Below are 21,838 nucleotides of genomic sequence, written 5' to 3'. Positions count from 1 at the left end.
TCGAGAATCGAGAATGGGGAATCGGAACAGCAGGAGCACTTGCGCCCTTACGATTCCCAATTCCCGATTTACCATTCCCAGCTACTTATCCATCTGCAAGACAGCCAGGAAGGCTTCCTGCGGAATCTCCACGCGGCCGACCTGCTTCATGCGCTTCTTGCCTTCTTTCTGCTTTTCGAGCAGCTTCTTCTTGCGCGAAACGTCGCCACCATAGCACTTGGCCAACACGTTCTTGCGCATCGCCTTGACCGTGGAGCGCGAGATGATTTGCGAGCCCACGGCAGCCTGGATCGCCACGTCGAACATCTGCCGCGGGATCAGCTCCTTCATCTTCTCGCACAGTTCGCGGCCGCGCCGGTCGGCGTAGCTGCGGTGCACGATGATCGACAGCGCATCGACCTTGTCGCCGTTGATCAGCGTATCCACGCGCACGAACGGGCCGGCATCGAAACGCAGGAAGTGGTAATCCAGCGAGGCGTAACCGCGCGAGACCGACTTGAGCTTGTCGAAGAAATCCAGCACCACTTCGGCCATCGGCAACTCGTAGCTGATCTGCACCTGGCTGCCCAGGTAGTTGATGCCGATCTGGGTGCCACGCTTTTCTTCGCACAAGGTGATGATGTTGCCGACGTAATCAGGCGGAGTGAGGATGTTGGCGCGGATGATCGGCTCGCGGATCTCTTCCACGTTGTTGAGCGGCGGCAGCTTGGATGGATTGTCCATCGGGATGATGCTGCCGTCGGTCTTGAGCACCTCGTAGACCACGGTCGGCGCGGTCGAGATCAGGTTGAGGTTGTACTCGCGCTCCAGCCGCTCCTGCACGATCTCCATGTGCAGCATGCCCAGGAAGCCGCAACGGAAGCCGAAGCCCATCGCCTCGGAGCTTTCCGGCTCGAAACGCAGCGCCGCATCGTTCAGGCGCAGCTTGTCCAGCGCCTCGCGCAGATCCGGGTAATCCTCGGCATCGACCGGAAACAGGCCGGCGAACACGCGCGGCTGCATTTCCTGGAAACCCGGCAGCGCGTGCGGCGCCGGGTCGGCCGCCAGGGTCAGCGTGTCGCCGACCGGTGCGCCGTGCACGTCCTTGATCGAGGCGTTGATCCAGCCCACTTCGCCGGCGCCCAGCGCGGCAAGCTCCTTGCGCTTGGGCGTGAACACACCGACCTTGTCGACCAGATGGGTGCGGCCGGTGGACATCACCAGGATCTTGCTGCCCGGCTTGATCTCGCCCTGCATCACGCGCACCAGCGAGACCACGCCCAGGTAGTTGTCGAACCAGGAATCGATGATCAGTGCCTGCAGCTTGTCGGTGTCGCGGGGCTTGGGCGGCGGAATCCGCTGCACGATTGCCTCCAGCACCAGATCGATGTTCAGACCGGTCTTGGCGCTGACCGCTACCGCGTCTTCGGCGTCGATGCCGATCACCGCTTCGATCTCGGCCTTGGCACGTTCGATGTCGGCGGTGGGCAGGTCGATCTTGTTGAGCACCGGCACCACTTCCAGACCCTGCTCCACCGCGGTGTAGCAGTTGGCCACCGACTGCGCTTCCACGCCCTGGGCCGCATCCACCACCAGCAGCGCGCCTTCGCACGCGGCCAGCGAGCGGCTGACTTCGTAGGAGAAGTCCACATGCCCGGGGGTGTCGATGAAGTTCAGGTGGTAGACCTGCCCGTCCTTGGCCGTATACGGCAAGGACACCGACTGCGCCTTGATGGTGATGCCGCGTTCGCGCTCGATCGGGTTGGAGTCCAGGACCTGGGCCTCCATCTCGCGCGCCTGCAGGCCGCCGCACAGCTGGATGATCCGGTCGGCCAGGGTGGATTTGCCGTGGTCGACGTGGGCGATGATGGAGAAGTTGCGGATATTCCGCATTGAATCAGAGGACATTGAGGTGGGCGCCGGCGGTGCCGTCGTCAGGGTAACGCAGCATTATCGCACGGTCGGCCCCTTTGGGGCCGGGGATTGGGGAATCGGGATTCGGGAATCGCAAAAGCCAGGCGGGCTATCGCCTCGCGGAGCCGCGCTTGCCATTCCCGATTCCCGATTCTCCCTTCCCTCCGTTAGGCGCCGGCCTTCAAGGCCACATAGCTCGTCGCCTTGCCGTCGGTGACCAGTAGCATGACCACGTCGCCCTTCTTGTAGCTGGACAAGGCGCGGTTGAGTTCAGCGACGCTGCCCACCTTGGTGCGACCGACGCGGGCGATGATCAGGCCCGGCGACAACGGCGGCTGGGTGCTGCGTGCTGCTGCGCCGGTCACCGAGGCGATGCGTACGCCCTCGCCGGCTTCCAGGTCCAGGCGGCTGCGCTCGGCAGCGGTGAGATCGGCCACCTGCAGGCCGAGCAGCTCCACGCTGGCCGGAGCGCTCGGCTTGGCGTCATCGGCCGCGGTCCGCGGCGCGGCGTTGCCGGCGGGGTTGTCCAGCGTCGTCAGGGTGACGGCCACCTTGCGCGGCTTGCCATCGCGCAACACGTCCAGGTTGACCTTGGTGCCCGGCGCCATCAGCCCGATCATCGGCGGCAGATCGCTGGCGACATCGATCGGCTTGCCGTTGACCGCGCGGATCACATCGCCCACCTCGATTCCGGCCTTGGCCGCCGGACTGTTGGCCGGGATGTCGTTGACCAGCGCGCCGCGCGTGTCCGGCAGGCCCAGGCCCTGCGCCTTGAGCGAGTCGATCGGGCCGACCGCCACGCCCAGCATGCCGCGGCTCACATGGCCGCTGGCCTTGATCTGCTCGGCAGCGCTGAAGGCCAGGTCGATCGGGATCGCGAAGCTGATCCCCATGTAGCCGCCCGAGGCGGAGAAGATCTGCGAATTGATGCCGATCACCTCGCCGCGCGTATTGAGCAACGGGCCGCCGGAGTTGCCCTGGTTGATCGCCACGTCGGTCTGGATGAAGGGCACGTAGCGCTGATCCGCATACGGATTGCTGCGCCCGGTGGCACTGACGATGCCGGCGGTGACCGAGTGGTCCAGCCCGAACGGCGAGCCGATCGCCACCACCCACTGGCCCGGCTTGAGCGTGTTGGAATCGCCCAGGCGCACCGTCGGCAGGCCCTTGGCCTCGATCTTGAGCAGCGCCACGTCGAATTGCTCGTCGCTGCCGACCACCTTGGCCTTGAACTCGCGGCGGTCGGTCAGCTTGACGGTGACCTCGCTGGCGCCATCGACCACATGGTGATTGGTCAGCACATAGCCGTCGGCGGAAATGATGAAGCCCGAGCCCATCGACTTGCCGGCGATACCGCCATCGTCATCGCCGCCCTGGCCAGGCGCCTGGCGCGGACCGCCCGGCATCTGGAAATCCGGCCCGAAGAAGCGACGGAAGAATTCCGGCATCTGCTCGTCGCCGGGCATCGCGCCGCCGTCCTGCCCACCCGGACCACCACGTCGCTGGCGCGCCATGGCGTCCTTGCGGGTGATCGTGGTTTCGATGTTGACCACACCCGGGCCGACCTGCTCGACCAGGTTGGTGAAGTCCGGCAGCCCGGCCACCAGCTGCGGAGCCGGGGTGGCGCTGCGATTGGCGGCAATCGGGGCAACGTCCCTGGCAGCGGGCGCGGACTGCTGCGCGCAGGCGGCCAGCGGCAAGGTCATGGCGATCAGGCCGAACATCTGGGTGCGAATGCGATGGTTCATCAGGTTGCCTCCGATGGCAGGGCGACAGGGGCCAAAGCCCCTGCCAGTGCAGGGGTCCGGCACGATAACGGAAAGGAGCACACCGAACGGATGAAGATCGGCGGCGACATCAGTCCTGCGGTGGTTGCACCGGCAGCGGGCGGTTCGGCGCAGGGTTGGCAACACCCTGCGGCGCAGGCTCGAACGGATAGAACGCGGTACCTTGTCCGCCTTGGCGGAAGCTGGCATTGAGCGGACTTTCGCCGGCACCGGACAGCGCCGCACGCGGCCACGGGCGCGCCTGCAAGGTGGTATCCGGATGCGTGAATGGATTCGATGGCGCCGCCGCACCGGCCGTGGCCGTCGCCGAAGCGGGAGCAGCCGTCGCCAGCATGCGGGTTGGCGCCTGCTGCTGGCGCGCGGCAACGCTGCGGGCGACCTGCTGGTTGCGTGTGGCCGCGCCACGGCGCGTGGATGCCAGCGCCGCAGCCGGCACCGCTGCGGCCAGCGCGGCCACCTCATCGGGGGCGGCCGGGCCAGGCTCGGCCGGAGCCTTCGGCGCCGTGGGCGTGATGGGGGCCTGCGTGGCGGCCGGCAGCTGCGCTGTCGTGGCGAACACCGGGACCTGCGCAGCAGGCGGTGCGGTTTCGGGCAGGCGCTCGCGCGCCATGAACAGGGCGATCGCCGCGACCGATGCCGCGATCGCCGCGCCACCACCCCAGCGCCGGCGCGTGGCCGCACGCGTGGCTGGCTGCACCTGCGGAACGGGCTCGTCGGCAATGGCGCTGCGTACGCGCGCGGCAAAATCCAGCGGTGCCGGCGCGCTGGCCGCACCGCGCAGCACATCGCCGCACAGCTGCCACCGTTCGTGGCAGCCGGCCAGTTCTTCGTCATGGGCCAGACGGCGCAGCAAAAAGCGCGACTCGTCGGCGTTCAATTCGCCGTCCACCAGCGCAGACAGCTGCTGGCGGTAGTGACGCTCGAACTTGTCGGTGGTGGACATGGCAGGGTTATGGCTCATACACGGTGTCGCTCACGGGTGGCGCTTTCGGTCTCCAGCAGAGGCCGCAGCTCGATGTCGATGGCCTCGCGCGCCCGGAAGATGCGCGAGCGCACCGTTCCGATCGGGCAATCCATCTTTCGCGCGATTTCGTCGTAGCTCAGCCCCTCCACCTCGCGCAGGGTGATGGCTGACCGAAGTTCTTCCGGCAAGGCTTGGACCGCACGCATCACCGTTTGTTCCAGCTCCTGTCGCATCAATTCGCGCTCCGGGGTGTCGGTATCGCGCAGGCGGGTGGCACCATCGAACTGTTCGGCATCGCTGATCTCGATATCGTCGGTGGGCGGACGGCGGTTGTGCGCAACCAGATGGTTCTTGGCAGTGTTGACGGCAATGCGGTGCAACCAGGTATAGAACTGCGCGTCGCCGCGGAAACTGTTGATCGCGCGGTAGGCGCGCACGAACGTATCCTGGGCCACGTCCTGACACTCGCTCCAGTCGGCGATGTAGCGCCCGATCAAGGCAACGATGCGGTGCTGGTATTTGCGCACCAGCACATCGAACGCTGCGCTCTCGCCGCGCTGCACGCGCCGGACCAGTTCCAGGTCCAGCTCCTGAGGTGTATCGACTTCGGCCATGTCGGGCCGCACTCCTGTCAGCCCACCGAAGTCGGGCAATGAGACAACCATTGAGAAGAAAAGTTCATACCGATCCGTACGATCGTCACGCATCAGACTAGCTGCACCGATGCGCCACTGGCGACGCCTCGCACGAGGCGCGCGCCGCCCTGCCGACTGGTATGGGTATTTGACGTGAAGGAAACAACCTCTGGATGATAACGACCTTTCCTTCTATCACCGGACGACCAGACGCATGCTTCCAGGTTTCGACGGGCTCCGATTCAGCCATTGGCAGACCGACCTACGCGAGGACGGCGTGGTCGTGCTCAGCCTCGATCGCCAGGGCGCACCGGTCAACGCGTTTTCGCAGGAGGTGCTGCTCGAACTGGGCGCACTGGTCGAACGCCTGGCGCTGGACCCGCCCAAGGGCGTGGTGCTGCGCTCGGGCAAGCCCAACGGCTTCATCGCCGGCGCCGACCTGAAGGAATTTCAGGAATTCGACCGCAAGGGTACCGTCAACGATGCGATCCATCGCGGCCAGAGCGTCTTTCAGAAGCTGGCCGAACTGCCCTGCCCCACGGTCGCGGCGATCCACGGCTTCTGCATGGGCGGCGGCACCGAGATCGCGCTGGCGTGCCGGTATCGCGTGGCCTCCGACGACGCCAGCACGCGCATCGGCCTGCCGGAAACCAAGCTCGGCATCTTTCCCGGCTGGGGCGGCAGCGCCCGCTTGCCGCGCCTGATCGGTGCGCCGGCGGCGATGGATCTGATGCTGACCGGCCGCACCGTCGCGGCCAAGGCTGCCCGCGCGATGGGCCTGGTCGACAAGGTCGCCGCGCCCGCGGTGCTGGTCGATGTCGCCGCCGCGCTTGCGCTCACCGGCAGCAAGCGCCCGTTCAAGCAGCGCGCCACCGCATGGGCCACCAATACCTTGCTCGCGCGCAAACTGCTGGCCCCACAGATGCGCAAGCAGGTCGCACGCAAGGCGCGCAAGGAGCACTACCCGGCTCCCTACGCCTTGATCAACGTGTGGGAGCGCGCTGGCGGCAGCGGCATCCAGGCGCGCCTGGCGGCCGAGCGCAAGGCGGTGGTCAAGCTCGCCAGCACGCCGACCGCGCGCAACCTGATCCGCATCTTCTTTCTCACCGAGCGCCTGAAGGCGCTGGGCGGCAAGGATGCCGGCGCTACGGCGCTGGCTCCGATCCGCCATGTGCATGTGGTCGGCGCCGGGGTGATGGGCGGCGATATCGCGGCCTGGGCTGCCTACAAGGGCTTCGAGGTAACGCTGCAGGACCGCGAGCAGCGCTTCATCGATACGGCACTGGGCCGCGGCAACGAGTTGTTCGCCAAGCGCGTCAAGGACGAGGCCAAGCGGCCGGCGGTGGCAGCGCGCCTGCGTGGCGACCTGGCAGGCGCGGGCGTGGCGCAGGCGGACCTGGTGATCGAAGCGATCATCGAAAACCCGCAGGCCAAGCGCGAGCTGTATCAGTCCATCGAGCCGCAGCTCAAGCCCGATGCGTTGCTGACCACCAACACCTCGTCGATTCCGTTGACCGAGCTACGCGGGCATATCCAGCGCCCGGCGCAGTTTGCCGGCCTGCACTACTTCAATCCGGTCTCGATGATGCCACTGGTGGAAATCGTGCAGCACGACGGGCTGGATCCGGCCAACGTCGCGCGCCTGGCGGCATTCTGCAAGGCGCTGGACAAGTTCCCGGTACCGGTGGCCGGCACCCCGGGCTTCCTGGTCAATCGCGTGCTGTTCCCGTACCTGCTCGAAGCGGCCACCGCCTATGCCGAAGGCGTGCCGGGCCCGGTGCTGGACAAGACCGCGGTGACGTTCGGCATGCCGATGGGGCCGATCGAACTGATCGACACGGTGGGGCTGGACGTTGCAGCCGGCGTGGGCGCGGAGCTCGCCCCGTTTCTGCACCTGCCGATTCCGGCGGCGCTGGCCACCGTGGAGCCGGGCAAGCGCGGCAAGAAGGACGGTCAGGGCCTGTACAAGTGGAAGAACGGGCGCGCGGTCAAGCCCGAGGTCGCCAGCGGCTACGCGGTGCCGGCAGACCTGGAAGATCGCCTGATCCTGCCGCTGCTCAACGAAGCGGTCGCCTGCCTGCACGACGGCGTGGTGACCGATGCGGACCTGCTCGACGCCGGCGTGATCTTCGGCACCGGCTTTGCCCCGTTCCGCGGCGGCCCGATCCAGCACATCCGCAGTGTCGGCGCCGACGCCTTGCTGGCCCGTCTGCAGGCACTGCAGGCGCACTATGGCGAGCGTTTCGCGCCGCGCCCGGGCTGGCAGTCGCCGTTGTTGCGTGAACCGGTGGCGTGAGCCGTCGACGCTGTCTTCGACGTCGATCAGACACGCAGGCGAGAGGCGATCGGCGACCGCACTGATCTGACGGTTGCAGCGCGGCAAGCCGTCGACACGAGCTGTCGCAGGCAATCAGAAAAAACAACGGCGAGCCTTGGCTCGCCGTTGTTTTTTACCGAGTTGCAACGTGCCTCAGAAACGCAGACCCACACTGGTGAAGAAGTAACGGCCAGCCTGGTCGTAACCGGCGAGCGAGTTGCCGTTGAAGGTCAGGCTGCCGCCCACCAGCGGCGGCTCCTTGTCGGCGATGTTGTTGATGCCCAACGTCCAGGTGACGTAATCGCCCAACTGCATCGAACCGGACAGGTCGAAGTAGTTGTACGCCGACACCTTGTTGTCCTGGTTCACCAGGCGGACGTCGGTTGTGCCACGGGTGCCGTCGGTGTTCTGGTAATCCAGCTCACCGATGTAGCGCCAGCGCAGCCCGACGGTGTAGCGATCGAAGCTGTAGCGCGTGCTCAGCACATGCCGCCATTCGGCACTGTTGCAGGCCACGTTGACCACGCCCGCGCAGTCGTAGGTCACTTCCTGCACACCCGGAACCGGCTCGTACTCCTGCTTGATGGCGTAGCTGCCCATCATCGAGGCGGTCAGGCGCCCGGGGCCGACGCTCCAGGCATACGACGCGGTCAGATCCACGCCCTGGAAATGCAACGAACCAAAATTATCCTGGGAATTGAGGATCAGACCGGAGACGTCCGGGTCGCTACCGCGGAACAGGTCACCTGTCGTGGCATTGCGGCGCACGCGGCTGCAGATATCCGCATTACCGGTCACGCCGCATGCGGTCAGGATGTTGGACGAGCCGATGCTGCGGATCGCATCGTCGATCTTGATGTCGTAGTAATCCACGCTCAGATCGAGCCCCTTGACGGGGCTGGCAGCAAAACCGACGGTCCAGGTGTTGGCCGTTTCCGGCTGCAGTGCCGTGTTACCGCCGCCGATTTCGTTGTACTGACCGGCCGGGTTGGCCGCAACGCGGCCGTATTGCGCCGCGGTGACGCCGGTGTTGGCGCACTGCGCCTGAGTGAAGACCGGATTGGCACCGGCGCACGGGTCGCTGCCGCTCCACAGCCCGATCGTATTTTCGTTGTACAGCTCGGTCACGTTGGGAGCGCGGATCGCACGGTTCCAGCCGGCGCGCAGGTGGTACTTGCCATCGACGAATGTCGCACCCAGACCGGCTTTATAAGTACTCACGCCGCCGGAGGTGTCGTAGTCCGAGTAGCGATAGCCAAGCTGCATGTCGAGATGATCCAGACTACCGGCCTGCGCCACCAGCGGCACCGCGCCTTCGAGGAACAGTTCCTTGACGCCGATGTCGCCGGACACATTGGAGGTCGGGCCACCCAGGCCGGTGAAGTTGCCGGTCTGCATGTTGCTGTCGGCCACCCGCTTGAAGGTTTCGGTGCGGGTTTCGACACCGCCGACCAGACTGATCGGGTTATCGCCGGCCCACGGCAGGCTATAGCCGAAATTACCGGTCACATAGGCATTGAACACGCGCATCGAGGTTTCGTAGTTGACGATACCCACGCCCTGCAGCGCTTCTGCCTCTGCTGCGGTGACACTGTCGGTCCACACGCTGTAGGGCACGCAGCCATCGAACGAACCAGGCTGGCAGCCCAGCAGCGCGTCACGTACCCGCGTGGTCACGAAGTCGTTTCTGTTTTCCGACTTGGTGGTACTGCGGTTATAGGTGAACGAGGCGTCGTACGACCAGTTGTCGTTGATGTCGCCCTGGGCGCCGGTGGTGATGCTGAAACTGTTGGTATCCGAGTCGGTGATGCGCGGGCCGCCTTCGACGTTGCGCTTGGCCACATAGACGGTGAACTCATCGTCGGTGATGCCCACATCGTTGCACAGGCTACCGATCACCGAGGTGGCGCAGTTGACGTTGAGGTCGGTGAAAAACGCACCCGACGGCGCGATCTGGGTCGAACTCTTGCGGTTGACGAACAAGGTTTCGAGATAGGGCTTGAAGTGCTCGTTGACCTCGTACTTGATGTTGGTGCCGGCCGTGTAGCGCGTATCCGGACGCTGGTAGTAGTTCAACGGCGCGAAGTTGTAGAGATTCGGGGATGCGACCTGCGACCAGGTTCCGCCGGCGGAAGGCTGCACATAGAACGCGCCAGCCGACGGAGCGACGACATAGAAGTTGGCCGGGTCTGCGGTGGCTGACCCGCCGCACGCAGTGCCGCGGTTGCTCAAGGCGCATGCGGAGTAATCGCGCTGGCCCTGCAGCAGTGGATCGTTCTCGCGCCAGGTCGCCCATGCGGTGGCATGCCCCGCCTCGCCGAAGCTGCCGCCGATGGCCAGGTCCACATTGCGCGAGATGCCGTCGAAACCGGAGTTCCCTGTCGGATAATCGTAACCGGCATCGTCCATCAGGCCGCGCATCAACGTGTTGCCATTGTCGTGCTGGTAGGCGTTGTAGCCCATGTCGACACTGACACCTTCGAACTCGTCGTCGAGCACGAAATTGACCACGCCGGCGACGGCATCCGAGCCGTACACCGCCGAGGCGCCGCCGGTCAGGATGTCCACGCGGCGCACCAGCGCTGCCGGAATGATGCTGATGTCCGGACTCTCGCCAATGCCCTTGGGAATGCGCCTGCCGTTGACCAGGGTCAAGGTGCGCTGCGCGCCCAATCCCCGCAGATCGACGGTCGCATAGCCCTGCGAGCCATTGTTGGCGAAGTTGTCAAAGCTCGCCGAAAGCTGCGGATACTGATTGATCAGGTCTTCGACCTTGGTCGAACCGGTGTACTGGAATTCTTCCTTGTTGATCTCTGCCACCGGACTGGAGGCAGTCATCGTCTGGCTCTTGATGCGCGTACCGGTGACACTGATCGCGTCCAGGCTCTTGAGTTCCGTCGAGGGCTGATCCTGCGCCATCACGGTCCCCGACAGGGCCAACGCGGTGGCGCCAACCGTGAGCGATACCCGGATGGCGTCGCGCAGCTTGGTAGTCTTCAATCTCATCTCTCTCTCCGAAAGTCCGAACGGGTAAGCGCAGCGCGGTGCGCTTGCATCTGAAGCGATGCCGGCACGTGCTGCGACGTCGTTGGCAAGCGCGTCAAACTGCGCTTCCACACTGGCGAACGGCCGGACGAAAAAGCGCCCGAAAAACGTTGCCAACCCGATGTTAAGACCACGTTGAGGAGAATTAAAGCGCCATTCAGAAATGCTCCGAATCGGTGCGACGAATCCCCAAAACAGTGCGGATGCCAGGGAAAAATGGCCATTTTCCGCCGGTGTCTTGTGTGGAACTCGATGTCGCCACGTGTGTTCGCTCGTCGCTCGCGAGCCAGCGGCGCGCTCACTCGAAAGACTGGACCGGATGATCGGCCAGCGCCAATCGCTACACCACTTCGACGCCGGGCACGATCACGCCAGCTGCCTGAAGTCGCGTCAACAAAGGCAGCAATCCATCCATATGCCGCCGAGAGCTATGCACCGAGCGTTGATGGACATCGCCGCGCACCTGCGCCGCGCTCGCAGTCACGAACGGCACATGCTCCAGTTCGGCGATGGCGTCACTGCGCGTCAACCCGCACCAGCTCAGCACCCGCGCGATCTGCTGGTCGGTGTCGCGCACCAACTCTTCGTAGTGCACATCGAGAATGCTGCCAGGCAGTACCGCATGCCAGTGCCGCATGGTCTGCTGATACGCCAGGTAGTAATCGGCGAGCTCATCGAGCGCATACGAGAACGGATAGGCGTTGTAGAACAGGGTCTTGTATATCGCATAACAGGTGTCCAGCGGATCGCGCACCAGATGGATGATGCGTGCACGTGGCAGCGCGGTGGCAATCATGCCGCAATACAGGTAATTGACCGGCATCTTGTCGATGAACACCGGATGGTCGCGCACCAGCTCACGGGCGCCGCGCAGATACTCCTGCCCAAGCGCCGCAAAATCGATCTGCAGCGACGCCTGCGCGGCGGTCAATTCGGGATTGGTCGACAATGCGCCGGATGTCGCATTGCCGAGCAGCGCACCGAAATCCATCAGCTCCCCGGCCGAACGTGCACCGCCGCGCTGGATCAGCAGGCGCTCCAGCAAGGTGGTGCCTGAGCGTGGCAGCCCGACGATGAAGATGGCCCCCTCGCCCGCATGACCGGGCTGCAGTGCGCGCAAGGCAGGCGGGTCGTACGCCTCTCGCACCTGAGCGATATGCGCACACTCGGCAGCAACGTCGTACTGCAGTGTCTTGCGCTTGCAGGCCGCTGCGGCGGTCAGTGTCTCGAAGGATTCCGCATGCCGGCCCAGGTCCTCCAGCTCCTTGCTCAAGGCGTACAGCCCGGCCGCTCGGGCGGATGGTTCCGACAGCGTGGTCAAGCGGTGACGCAGATCGTCCAGATGGTTGTGCTGCCCGGTCTGACGCCGGAGCGTGGCGCGCAGGTACAAGGCATCGCCGGTGCCGGGTGCCAGTTGCAACAGCCGCTCCAGGGTGCGCTCAGCCGCATCGAATTCGCCGCCAAAGAACTGCATGGTGGCAAGGTCGTAGAGCAGGCCGGGCTGTTCTCCCAGCAATGTCATCGCATGCCGGTACGCGTCCCGGGCGGTTGCCACCTCGTGGCATCCGCTGTACAGCGCGCCGATCCGCCACCATGCAGCACCGTCGGCGGCGGCCAGCGCCTGCGCCTGTCCGGCGACGAGCCGGGCCTCGCGGCGGCGACGCAGCTGCAGCAGCAAGCTGCCGTACTTGATCAATAGCGGGAGCGGTGATGTGGCAACCGCCGCAGCCTGTGCGATGCGGTCGGCTGCGGCCTGCGGTTTGCCGTTGGCCAGCAAGGCTTCACTGGCAAGCTCCAGCAGATGCGCATTGCCGGGCTGCTCTGCGCAGGCGCGGTCGGCGAACGCAGCTGCCTCGGCATAACGTCCCTGACGCAGCAATTGATACCCGTTGTGCAACAGTGCGCGCAGTTGTCTCTCAGTCATCCATTGTCTTCTTTTGATTGCGACGCCGTCGGTGGCCTGGCTAGTCGATGCGGCGGGCGCGCAGCGCCACACCGGCAGCGGTCACCAGCATGTAGCTTCCCATTGCGGCCTTGCGGATCACCACAACCTCGCCCTCGGCCAGCGGTCCGCGGCTGGTCGCTTCTGTCAGCGCCCAGCGCTGGCGACTGTCCAGCGACACGATGCGCGTACCGTCTGGCTGATACGCCACCGCAAGCACCTTCGCGGTGAGTTGCGCAGGCGCTGATTGCTGCACACCTGTCGCTGCCGGGGCCTGTTGGGTGCTGCGGCCGAATACCCTCACTGCCCTGTCCGCCTCTGCCGCCCGCACCGCCTGCGTTGGCGGGAAGCTGGCGTCGTAGCAAGCCAGCCGCGGCAGGGGATCGAGTACTGCGGCGCAGCGATGCGTCGGCACGTCCTGCGCTGATGCCACCGAGGCGCAGCTCAACATCGTCAGCCCCCACACCACTCGCTTGTGCATGCGCGCATCTTCACTCGTCGACTGCAGCAGAGCATACAAGGCAAGCGGCGAGCGCAGGAAAGACCGCTCAGCACCGTGCCGCCACCGGCCGATTGAACGCACCGCCGGCGCCGCCTAAGCTGCAGGTCTCCCACCCGTTGCAAGAATGCCTGGAAAACGCCTTGGACCCGTCCTTGCAGCACGCCGCACGCTTACTGCAACAGGGCCATCTGGCGCAGGCGATTGCTGCTTATCGCCGCATCCTGCAGGCGCAGCCCCGCTGCGCCGATGCCTGGTACAACCTGGGATATCTGCTGCGCCAGACCGGCGAGGCATCCGCCGCAATGGACGCTTATGCGCAGGCATTGCAGTGCGGTGCCGCGTTACCGGAGCAGATCCATCTCAATCGCGCTGCGCTGCTGAGCGACCATCTTGGCCAGGAGGCGGCAGCGCTGAAGGAACTCGACCTGGCACTGCAGTGCCGGCCGGACTATGCTCCGGCCTTGCTCAATCTGGGCAACCTGCAGGAAGAGCTGGGTGCACGCGACCAGGCGATCGCCGCATACCGGCGGCTGCTCGCCAATCCTCCTGTCGATGCCCGGACACGGGCGCTGCAGCTGCAAGCCACCGCACGCCTGCTGCAGCTGGATCCTCCAACGCATGCGCAGGACATCCGCCTGCTCGCACTTGCGCAGGCAGGCTCGGTCGCGGGGCAGGATCCTGCGTTGACGGCCACGCTGCTGCATGCACTTGCCCATGCCTACGACCGCCTCGGCCTGCACAGCCAGGCATTCGATGCGGCCAGTGCCGCCAACCGGCATGGCCATGCACATGCAAGGCGCTACGACCCGATCCGCACACAGCAGCAGTTCGACAACATCGCTGCGGTATTTGCCGATGCAAACGACGCGCGCCAGTCACCGCACATGGCCGCCGTAGACGACGCGGTATCGCCACTGTTTATCTGCGGCATGTTCCGCTCCGGCTCCACCCTGATCGAACAGGCCTTGTCGCGCCACTCGTGCATTGCCGCCGGGGGCGAACTGGATGCGCTGCCGCGACTGGTTGCACAGTCGCTGTCGCCGTTCCCGCAAGCCGCGCAGCACCTGTCCTCGCACACGCTGGCGCAGCTGGCCGCGGCCTATCGTCAACGCGTGTCGGCAGCCGTTCCCCAGCATGCGCAACTGCGTTACATCACCGACAAGCGCCCCGACAACTTTCTGCTGATCGGGCTGATCAAACAGCTGTTTCCGGCGGCCAGGATCGTGCACACACGTCGCCACCCGCTGGACAACGGGCTGTCGATCTTCATGCAGCAGCTCAATCCACAACAGTTTGGCTATGCGGGCCGGCTGGAGGACATCGGGCATTTCTATGCCGCCTACCAGCGACTGATGGCGCACTGGCTGTCGCTGTATCCGGACAGCATCCACACGTTCGACTATGACGCCTTCGTCGCCGCTCCGGAGCCCAGCTTGCGCGCCCTGCTGGACTTCTTGCAGTTGCCCTGGGAACCGGACTGCCTGGATTTCCACAAGGCGCCTGGAGCCGTCAGGACAGCCAGCTACTGGCAGGTGCGCCAGCCCCTGCATGGCGATGCGTCCGGGCGCTGGAAACATTACACCGCCCAGCTCGTTCCCCTGCGCGCCACGCTTGCCCGGTTCGGCATCACGCCTGCGGACTGAATCGGTCGACTACCGGCGATACCTCATCCCGCACGGTGGCGCGCGATCGCCGCCTCCATGGCATTGCCCATCTGCCGCTCCTCCCGGCTCAGCAGCGGGTTCCAGACATCGAAGATCAGCACCGCACGCAGCTGCGCGCTCGCGTTGCGCGCCTCATGTCCGATCGAGTCGAATACCAGCACCTTGCCGACCTCGCACTGCCGCTAGTCGTAACCGACACCGAAGCTGCAGCCCTCGGGCACGATCAACGCAAGATGCGCCACCAGACGCGCGTTGGTCTGTCCATGGTGCGGCGGAATGACGGTCAGCGGCGAGGCACCAAAGACATCGCGTTCGGACACGCGCCATCGATCTGCACCGCATCGACCAATGCCAACGCGGCTGCGGTTGCCGGCACTGCCGGAGTGGTGCCCGGCACCGTCATACCGCCGCCAAGCAGGCGAGAAGCTCACTGGGCGGCGCTGTCCGCGTCAGTGCGAGTGGCGGTCATGCGAATGCGCGTGACCACGATGATCGTCATGCGCGGAGCCCTGCGCGGCCGGCGACGTGCCACACGGTTCGGTGCCGCAATCGCCGCTCTCCACCTGCAGGGTGACGTGGCTGATCTCGAAGCGCGCGTGCAGCAGCTCGGCAAGGGCGTCGCGCAGGCGGTCGCGGTCGGTGGTTTCGCCGACCACCACGTGTGCGGTGAGCGCGGGGGTACTGGAGGCCAGTGCCCAGACATGCAGGTCGTGCACGTCTTCGACGCCGGGGTAGCTGGTCAGCGCCTGCTGCACCTGCGGCAGATCGATGCCTTTGGGCACGCCTTCCAGCAGCACGTTGATCGCCTCGCGCAGCAGCACCCGGGTGCGCGGCAGCACCCACAGGCCGATCAGCACGGCCAGCACCGGGTCGATCCATTGCCAACCGGTCCAGCCGATCAGCAGCGCGCCGATGATCACCGCCACCGAGCCGAGCATGTCGCTCCAGACCTCCAGATACGCGCCCTTGACGTTCAGGCTCTCGCCGCTGCCGGCGTGCAGCAGCTTCATGGCGATCAGATTGATCACCAGGCCGAAGCCGGCGATCAGCAGCATGCCGCTGGAGGAAATATCCTGCGGCGCGCGGAAGCGCTGCGCGGCCTCCCAGAGAATGTAGGCGCCGACCGCGAACAATAGCACGCCGTTCGCCAGCGCGCCGAGCGCTTCCAGACGCACATAGCCATAGGTGCGGCGCGCATCGGCAGGACGGCGACTCAGGCGCACGGCAAGCAGGGCGATCATCAGGCCGACGGTGTCGGTGGCCATATGTGCGGCGTCGGACAACAGCGCCAGGCTGTTGGTGATGAACGCACCGATGACTTCCGCCAGCAGGAACGTGGCGGTGAGTCCCAGTGCCCACCACAGCGGTGTCTCGTGGCGGATGTCGCTGGGGGCGTGGCTGTGGTCGTGTCCCATGGATGCGGTGGCCTCGTGCAATGCGCGCACCTTAGGCGCACGCGATGGCGGAGACTATTACACCCGGGCGTGATGACATCACATCACGTGGGCGCGGCGCTGCACGTTACTGCTCAGGCCGGAGTGGCTAGCAAAAACCCTCGAACGCCGTAGCGATGGCGGCAACCTGTCGGCCACATTCGCCTTCGTTGGCGGGTGGTGTGATGTCGTATTGGCAGTGACATTGCTCGGAAAAAAAGAGGCTGATCAGACCGCAGCTCGTCGGACGGCCGCGCTGCATGCACTGCCTGCCCCTGCATGCAACCATGCGTACCGACCATCGTGACTGGCCCTTGCCCGCCCACCGTCGCGGGCCCTTACGCGGCATGGATGCCGCGTAAGGGCCTACACGGACGTACTTGCGGCGTGTCCTGCGATGGTGGGCGGACAAGGACCCTGCAGCAAAACCACAGCGTCGAGTGCCCGGTGCCCTCACCGCTCGCGGGACACGCCGTGAACCCGTCCCTGAGGTTCGGTGGCGGCATCCATCCCACTACACGGTCCCGCAAGTGGCGAGGACACCGCCCCAGACAGTGGGCTGGCTGTCTTACTGAAAACCATGCACACCGACCATCCCGCCTGGTCCTTGCCCGCCCACCGTCGCGGGACCTTACGCGGCATGGGTGCCGCGTAAGAACCTACATGGACGTACTTGCGGCGTGTCCTGCGATGGCGGACGGGCAAGGACCCTGCAGCAAAACCACAGCGTCGAGTGCGCGGTGCCCTCACCGCTCGCGGGACACGCCGTGAACCCGTCCCTGGGGGCTCGGTGGCGACATCCATGCGCCACACGGTCCCGCAAGCGGCGAGGACACCGCCCCAGACAGTTTGCTGGCTGTCTTACTTAAAACCATGCACACCGACCATCGTGACTGGCCCTTGCCCGCCTACCGTCGCGGGACCTTACGCGGCATGGATGCCGCGTAAGCGCCTACAAGGACGTACTTGCAGCGTGTCCTGCGATGGCGGACGGGCAAGGGCCCTGCAGCAAAACCACAGCGTCGAGTGCGCGGTGCCCTCACCGCTCGCGGGACACGCCGTGAACCCGTCCCTGGGGGCTCGGTGGCGGCATCCATGCCGCCACACGGTCCCGCAAGCGGCGAGGACACCGCACCAGACAGTGTGCTGATTGTTTTACTGAGCCATGCACACCGACCATCCCGCCTGGTCCTTGCCCGGCCGCCGTCGCGGGACCTTACGCGGCATGGATGCCGCGTAAGAGCCTACATGGACGTACTTGCGGCGTGTCCCGCGATGGTGGGCGGGCAAGGGCCCTGCAGCCAAGCCGCAGATCATCCACTCTACAGCCGAGGCCCCCAGTTCGATCAACCCTGCAGACGGAGGCGAATCACCACTCCAGCCGCACCTAGTTGACGATGGGCGTAGACACTTTTGCCAGCCGCTCTCAAACCTTGGCCACCAGCTTGATCACGCTGGAAAAATCCAGCGCGCCGTTGCCGGCCTGGCTGTTCATCGCGTACAGATTGCGCGCCAGCTCGCCGAGCGGAATCGACACGCCCGCCTGCACTGCGGATTCGGCGACCAGCCCCAGGTCCTTGAGCATCAGATCGTTGCCGAAGCCACCGCTGTAACCGCGCGATGCCGGCGCGTTGGGCAGCACGCCCGGCCACGGATTGCAGACTTCGGTGGCCCAGCTGCGCCCGGTGCTGACCGCCATCATCTGCGACAGCACCGCCGGATCCAGCCCTTGCGCAACGCCGAGCGCCAGCGCCTCGCCGGTGACGGCCATGATCACCCCCAACGCCATGTTGTTGCACAGTTTGGCGACCTGGCCGGCGCCGTTGTCGCCGACGTGGAAGATGTTCTTGCCCATCGCCTGCAACACCGGCCGCGCGCGTTCCAACACCTGCGCGGCGCCGCCGACGATAAAGGTCAGGCTGCCTGCCGCCGCGCCCGCCGTCCCGCCGGAAACCGGCGCATCCAGCATCGCCAGGCCACGCGCCTGCGCCTCGGCGGCGAGCTTGCGTGCGCTGGCGGGTGCGATAGTGCTGCAGTCGATCACCAGGGCAGCGGCGGGAATCTGCGGCAGGATCCCGGCCTCGCCCAGGTAAAGCGCTTCGACGTGGCGGCTGGCCGGCAACATCGAGATCACGATCTCGGCGTCGGCCAGGGTGTCGTGCGCGGAGCTGGCGGCATGCGCGCCGGCTGCTGCGGCGGCGTCCAGTGCGGCAGGCACCAGATCGAAGACGCGCAGCTGGTGCCCGGCCTTGATCAGGTTTGCAGCCATCGGCCCGCCCATATTGCCCAGGCCGATAAAGGCGATCTTGCTCATGGTGTCGGTTTCCAGGTTAGAACGATCATCAATAGTTAGGACGGCCATGAACGAGCGGCTGGATCGCAACGCAGCCGTCGCAAACTTCAGGCTTGCCGGTGCCAATGCGAACCCTGCAATTCCTCCATCGCGTCCGCGTTGCGCTAGCCATCAACCGCATTTGCCAGCCGCTCAGCGTTCACCGAGTGCACGTACAGCAAGATCGGCGAGCGGATGCTGTGCGGCCGGCCAGGGCGATTGGAAAAATCCAGCAGCCCACTGCGCATCCGCCTCTTCCAGCAAGGCGGGTTGCCACTGCGGCTGGCGGTCCTTGTCGATCAACAGCGCGCGAATGCCTTCGGCAAAGTCGCCATGGGCGGCCGTATGCAGCGCCACCACGTACTCGGTGCGAAAGGTGTCGGCCAGCGTGCCGATGCCCGGGTGACGTTGCAGCTCCCAGGCCAGGCGCGCCGAGCCAGGGGCGCCGGCTGCCAGCGTTGCACGCGCGGCCTGCAGCCAGGCATCTTCGCTTTGCAATGCCAGGATTGCAGCGACCACCTCTGGTAGCGTCTGGCCTGCCACCAATTGCGCGATCAGCGCCGCATGCACCTGCAATGGGCCCGGTTCCAGCGGTTGCGCGATCCCGTGCAGGAACGCGCCGAGCTGGGCGCGATCCTCATCTGCATCGCCAGTCCATGCATGCGCGCCCAAGGCGTCCAGCACTGCCGCGTATTGCGCATGCTCCAGGCGGACATCCGCAAGCCCGGCATAGATGGCATCGCTGGCGCCCAGCGGCGCGCCGGTCAGTGCCAGAAACAACCCGGCAGCCTGCGGCACCCGGCGCAACAGCCAGCTGCCGCCGACATCGGGGAACAGGCCGACGCTGATCTCCGGCATCGCCAGGCGCGAGCGCTCGGTGACCACGCGATGGCTGGCACCGGACATCAAGCCGATACCGCCGCCCATGACGATGCCATGGCCCCAGCACAGCACCGGTTTGGGATAGGTGTGGATGCGATGGTCGAGCCGATATTCCTCTTCGAAGAACGCAGCGGCGTGCGCATTGCCCTGCGGTTGCGCGCGACGCTCCTGCGCATCCGGCACCGCCTCGCGATGCGCGCGCATGCTCTGGTACAGACCATGCAGATCGCCGCCCGCGCAGAATGCCTTCTCGCCTGCGCCGCGCAACACCACGCAGACAATCTGCGCATCGTCGGCCCAGACACGCAGCTGCGCATCCAGCAAGCGCGTCATCTGCAAGGACAAACCGTTGAGCGTCCCGGGCGCGTTCAAGGTGGCGATGCCGATGCGATGCCCGTCCGCGCAGTCGCGTTGTTCGAACAGCACCGGCGCTTCCTCGGTTGGGCTCACATCCAGCATCAGCCATTGCTCCACTGCGGCGCGCGTTTCTCGAGAAAGGCCGCCACTCCCTCGGCCTGATCGGCCTGCTCGAACAGGTCGACGAAGGCTTCGCGCTCTGCCACCAGCGCGGCGGCATGCGTACCGTGACGGGTGGACTGCACCAGGCGCTTGCACGCCGCGACGCTGGCCGGACTCTGCTTGCCGGCACGCTGCGCCCAGGCAATGGCCTGCGCGCGCGACTCGCCCGTGCCCACCACCTCTTCCACCAGGCCGATGCGGTGCGCAGTGGCGGCATCCAGACGCTCGCCCAGCAGGATCATGCGCTTGGCCCAGCCCTCGCCGACCAGGCGCGGCAGGTTCTGGGTGCCGCCGGCGCATGGCAGCAACCCGACGCTGGCTTCCGGCAAGGCCAGCTGCGCGTGCTGTTCGGCAATGCGCAGGTCGCAGGCCAGCGCGCACTCCAGGCCACCGCCCATCGCATAGCCGTTGATGGCGGCGACCGACACGCCGCCAAACGCACTCAAGGCCTCGAACGCCTCGCCGAAGCGACGCGCGGCCTCCCGTGCAGCAGCCTTGTCGCCATCGGCAAACTGCTTGAGGTCGGCGCCGGCACTGAAGAACTTCTCGCCGTCGCCGGTGATCACCAGCGCATAGATGCTGCGGTCCGCATCCAGCGCGCGTACCAGATCGCGCAAGGCTGCAAGGCTGTGCACGGTCCAGGTGTTGGCCGGCGGATTGCACAAGGTAACGATGGCGACATGGCCATCGCGTTCGACCTGCAAGCCGGTGTGCGCCTGTGTTGCCCAATCGCTCATCGCAATTCCTCCTCGCCGTTGAGCAGGTGGCGCGCAATGATCATGCGCATCACCTCGTTGGTACCTTCCAGGATGCGGTGCACGCGGCTGTCGCGCAGCAGGCGCTCGATCGGGTATTCGCGGATATAGCCGTAGCCGCCGTGGATCTGCAAGGCGTCGTCGCAGATCGCAAAGCCGGCGTCGGTGGCGAAGCGCTTGGCCATCGCGCACCACACGGTGGCATCGTGGCTGCCGGCATCGAGCTTGCGCGCAGCGGTGTGCACCATCTGCCGCGCGGCCACCAGTTGCGTGGCCATGTCGGCCAGTTTGAACTGCAGCGCCTGGAAATCGGCCAGCTTCTTGCCGAACTGACGGCGCTCGCCCATGTAGCGGCGGGCGGCATCCAGCGCCCCTTGCGCCGCTCCCAACGAACAGGCGGCGATATTGATGCGGCCGCCGTCCAGCGCCTTCATCGCCATCTTGAAACCCTCGCCCTCCTTGCCCAGCAGATTGCCGGCCGGAATGCGCACGTTCTCGAAACTCACCCCGCGCGTGGGCTGGCTGTTCCAGCCCATCTTCTCTTCCTTGCGGCCGTAGCTGATGCCGGGCGCATTGGCAGGCACCACGAAGGCGCTGATGCCGCGGGCGCCGTCATCGCCGGTGCGGGCCATTACCACCAGCACATCGGTGGCGCCCGCGCCGGAAATGAAGGCCTTGCTGCCGTTGAGCACGTAGCTGTCGCCGTCGCGCTGTGCACGCGTCTTGAGCGAGGCCGCGTCCGAGCCGGCACCCGGTTCGGTGAGGCAGTACGAGCCCAGCTTGGCGCCGCTGGTCATCGCCTCGCCCCACTGCGCGCGCACCGCGTCGTTGCCGTAACTGGCGATCAACCAGGTGGCCATGTTGTGGATGCTGATGAACGCCGAGGTGGATGGATCGACCGTGGCCAGTTCTTCGAACACCACCGCGGCATCGAGCCGGCGCATGCCTAGGCCGCCCACGCCCTCATCGGTATACAGCCCGCAGAACCCCAGCTCGGCCGCCTTTGCGATCGCCTCGCGCGGGAAGTGGCTTTGCGCATCCCAGTGCGCGGCGTGCGGTGCGAGTTCCTTGTCGGCAAAGTCGCGCGCGGCAGCGCGAAACGCTTCCTGCTCGTCATTCAAATCGGCCGTATTGGTGTGTAGCTGGATGGCTGCATTCATGGCGATCA

The 21,838-nt window shown here is 65.8% G+C and carries 14 protein-coding genes and 1 pseudogene; 2 read left to right on the top strand and 13 right to left on the bottom strand.

Going from position 1 to position 21,838, the window contains the following annotated elements; all coding sequences use genetic code 11:
* Positions 1–81: 81 nt before the first annotated feature.
* The 4 genes from lepA to rpoE all read right to left on the bottom strand — a co-directional run bounded on the left by lepA (position 82) and on the right by rpoE (position 5,258).
* Entirely contained in the window at positions 82–1,872 is a 1,791-nt protein-coding gene (gene lepA, locus FHT08_RS14505; protein ID WP_166775889.1) for a translation elongation factor 4, read from the bottom strand.
* A 188-nt stretch (positions 1,873–2,060) separates the two neighbouring features.
* Entirely contained in the window at positions 2,061–3,641 is a 1,581-nt protein-coding gene (locus FHT08_RS14500) for a DegQ family serine endoprotease (protein WP_166775525.1), read from the bottom strand.
* 109 nt (positions 3,642–3,750) lie between these two features.
* Positions 3,751–4,641 carry a sigma-E factor negative regulatory protein gene (locus FHT08_RS14495; protein WP_104606370.1) on the bottom strand — a complete coding sequence of 297 codons (891 nt, stop codon included), beginning with the start codon at positions 4,639–4,641 and terminating at the stop codon, positions 3,751–3,753.
* Positions 4,638–5,258 carry an RNA polymerase sigma factor RpoE gene (gene rpoE / locus FHT08_RS14490; protein ID WP_039809975.1) on the bottom strand — a complete coding sequence of 207 codons (621 nt, stop codon included), beginning with the start codon at positions 5,256–5,258 and terminating at the stop codon, positions 4,638–4,640. Before rpoE ends, FHT08_RS14495 begins: the two co-directional genes overlap by 4 nt.
* A gap of 235 nt (positions 5,259–5,493) precedes the next feature.
* On the opposite strand from rpoE, the gene FHT08_RS14485 reads away from it, so the two are divergent.
* Positions 5,494–7,575 (top strand): 3-hydroxyacyl-CoA dehydrogenase NAD-binding domain-containing protein, encoded by a 2,082-nt coding sequence (locus FHT08_RS14485; RefSeq protein WP_166775524.1) that lies wholly within the window; start codon positions 5,494–5,496, stop codon positions 7,573–7,575.
* A gap of 174 nt (positions 7,576–7,749) precedes the next feature.
* Here the strand turns inward: FHT08_RS14485 and FHT08_RS14480 are convergent, their stop codons facing one another.
* The 3 genes from FHT08_RS14480 to FHT08_RS14470 all read right to left on the bottom strand — a co-directional run bounded on the left by FHT08_RS14480 (position 7,750) and on the right by FHT08_RS14470 (position 13,064).
* Positions 7,750–10,602 carry a TonB-dependent receptor gene (locus FHT08_RS14480; RefSeq protein WP_053051196.1) on the bottom strand — a complete coding sequence of 951 codons (2,853 nt, stop codon included), beginning with the start codon at positions 10,600–10,602 and terminating at the stop codon, positions 7,750–7,752.
* Between the two features lie 379 nt (positions 10,603–10,981).
* Positions 10,982–12,565: a sulfotransferase gene (locus FHT08_RS14475; protein ID WP_166775523.1), complete on the bottom strand. Its 1,584-nt coding sequence runs from the start codon at positions 12,563–12,565 to the stop codon at positions 10,982–10,984.
* Positions 12,566–12,605: 40 nt separating this feature from the next.
* Positions 12,606–13,064 (bottom strand): hypothetical protein, encoded by a 459-nt coding sequence (locus FHT08_RS14470; protein ID WP_053046267.1) that lies wholly within the window; start codon positions 13,062–13,064, stop codon positions 12,606–12,608.
* A 161-nt stretch (positions 13,065–13,225) separates the two neighbouring features.
* Between FHT08_RS14470 and FHT08_RS14465 the strand changes: the two genes are divergently transcribed.
* Complete coding sequence (locus FHT08_RS14465; RefSeq protein WP_166775522.1) at positions 13,226–14,728, top strand: sulfotransferase; 1,503 nt, start codon at positions 13,226–13,228, stop codon at positions 14,726–14,728.
* Positions 14,729–14,751: 23 nt separating this feature from the next.
* Here the strand turns inward: FHT08_RS14465 and FHT08_RS14460 are convergent.
* The 6 genes and pseudogenes from FHT08_RS14460 to FHT08_RS14430 form a co-directional block, all read right to left on the bottom strand.
* Positions 14,752–15,122 (bottom strand): annotated as a pseudogene (locus FHT08_RS14460) (aspartyl/asparaginyl beta-hydroxylase domain-containing protein); the annotation flags it as partial.
* Positions 15,123–15,198: 76 nt separating this feature from the next.
* Positions 15,199–16,164 (bottom strand): cation diffusion facilitator family transporter, encoded by a 966-nt coding sequence (locus FHT08_RS14455; protein ID WP_166775887.1) that lies wholly within the window; start codon positions 16,162–16,164, stop codon positions 15,199–15,201.
* Between the two features lie 1,444 nt (positions 16,165–17,608).
* Entirely contained in the window at positions 17,609–18,511 is a 903-nt protein-coding gene (gene mmsB, locus FHT08_RS14445) for a 3-hydroxyisobutyrate dehydrogenase (protein WP_181126404.1), read from the bottom strand.
* A gap of 156 nt (positions 18,512–18,667) precedes the next feature.
* The gene (locus FHT08_RS14440) at positions 18,668–19,855 is read right to left on the bottom strand and encodes an enoyl-CoA hydratase/isomerase family protein (protein ID WP_104538813.1); all 1,188 of its coding nucleotides are present in this window, start codon (positions 19,853–19,855) and stop codon (positions 18,668–18,670) included.
* Positions 19,855–20,652 (bottom strand): enoyl-CoA hydratase, encoded by a 798-nt coding sequence (locus tag FHT08_RS14435; protein WP_053045305.1) that lies wholly within the window; start codon positions 20,650–20,652, stop codon positions 19,855–19,857. Before FHT08_RS14435 ends, FHT08_RS14440 begins: the two co-directional genes overlap by 1 nt.
* A complete protein-coding gene (locus tag FHT08_RS14430; RefSeq protein ID WP_166775521.1) occupies positions 20,649–21,830 on the bottom strand; it encodes an acyl-CoA dehydrogenase family protein in 1,182 nt (393 codons plus the stop codon). Before FHT08_RS14430 ends, FHT08_RS14435 begins: the two co-directional genes overlap by 4 nt.
* Positions 21,831–21,838 lie beyond the last annotated feature (8 nt).

The sequence above is a fragment of the Xanthomonas sp. CFBP 8151 genome (genome assembly GCF_011761885.1).
Lineage (GTDB): Bacteria > Pseudomonadota > Gammaproteobacteria > Xanthomonadales > Xanthomonadaceae > Xanthomonas > Xanthomonas arboricola_B.
The sequence above is the reverse complement of the archived record's forward strand: the minus strand, read 5'-3'. Positions and strand labels throughout refer to the sequence as shown.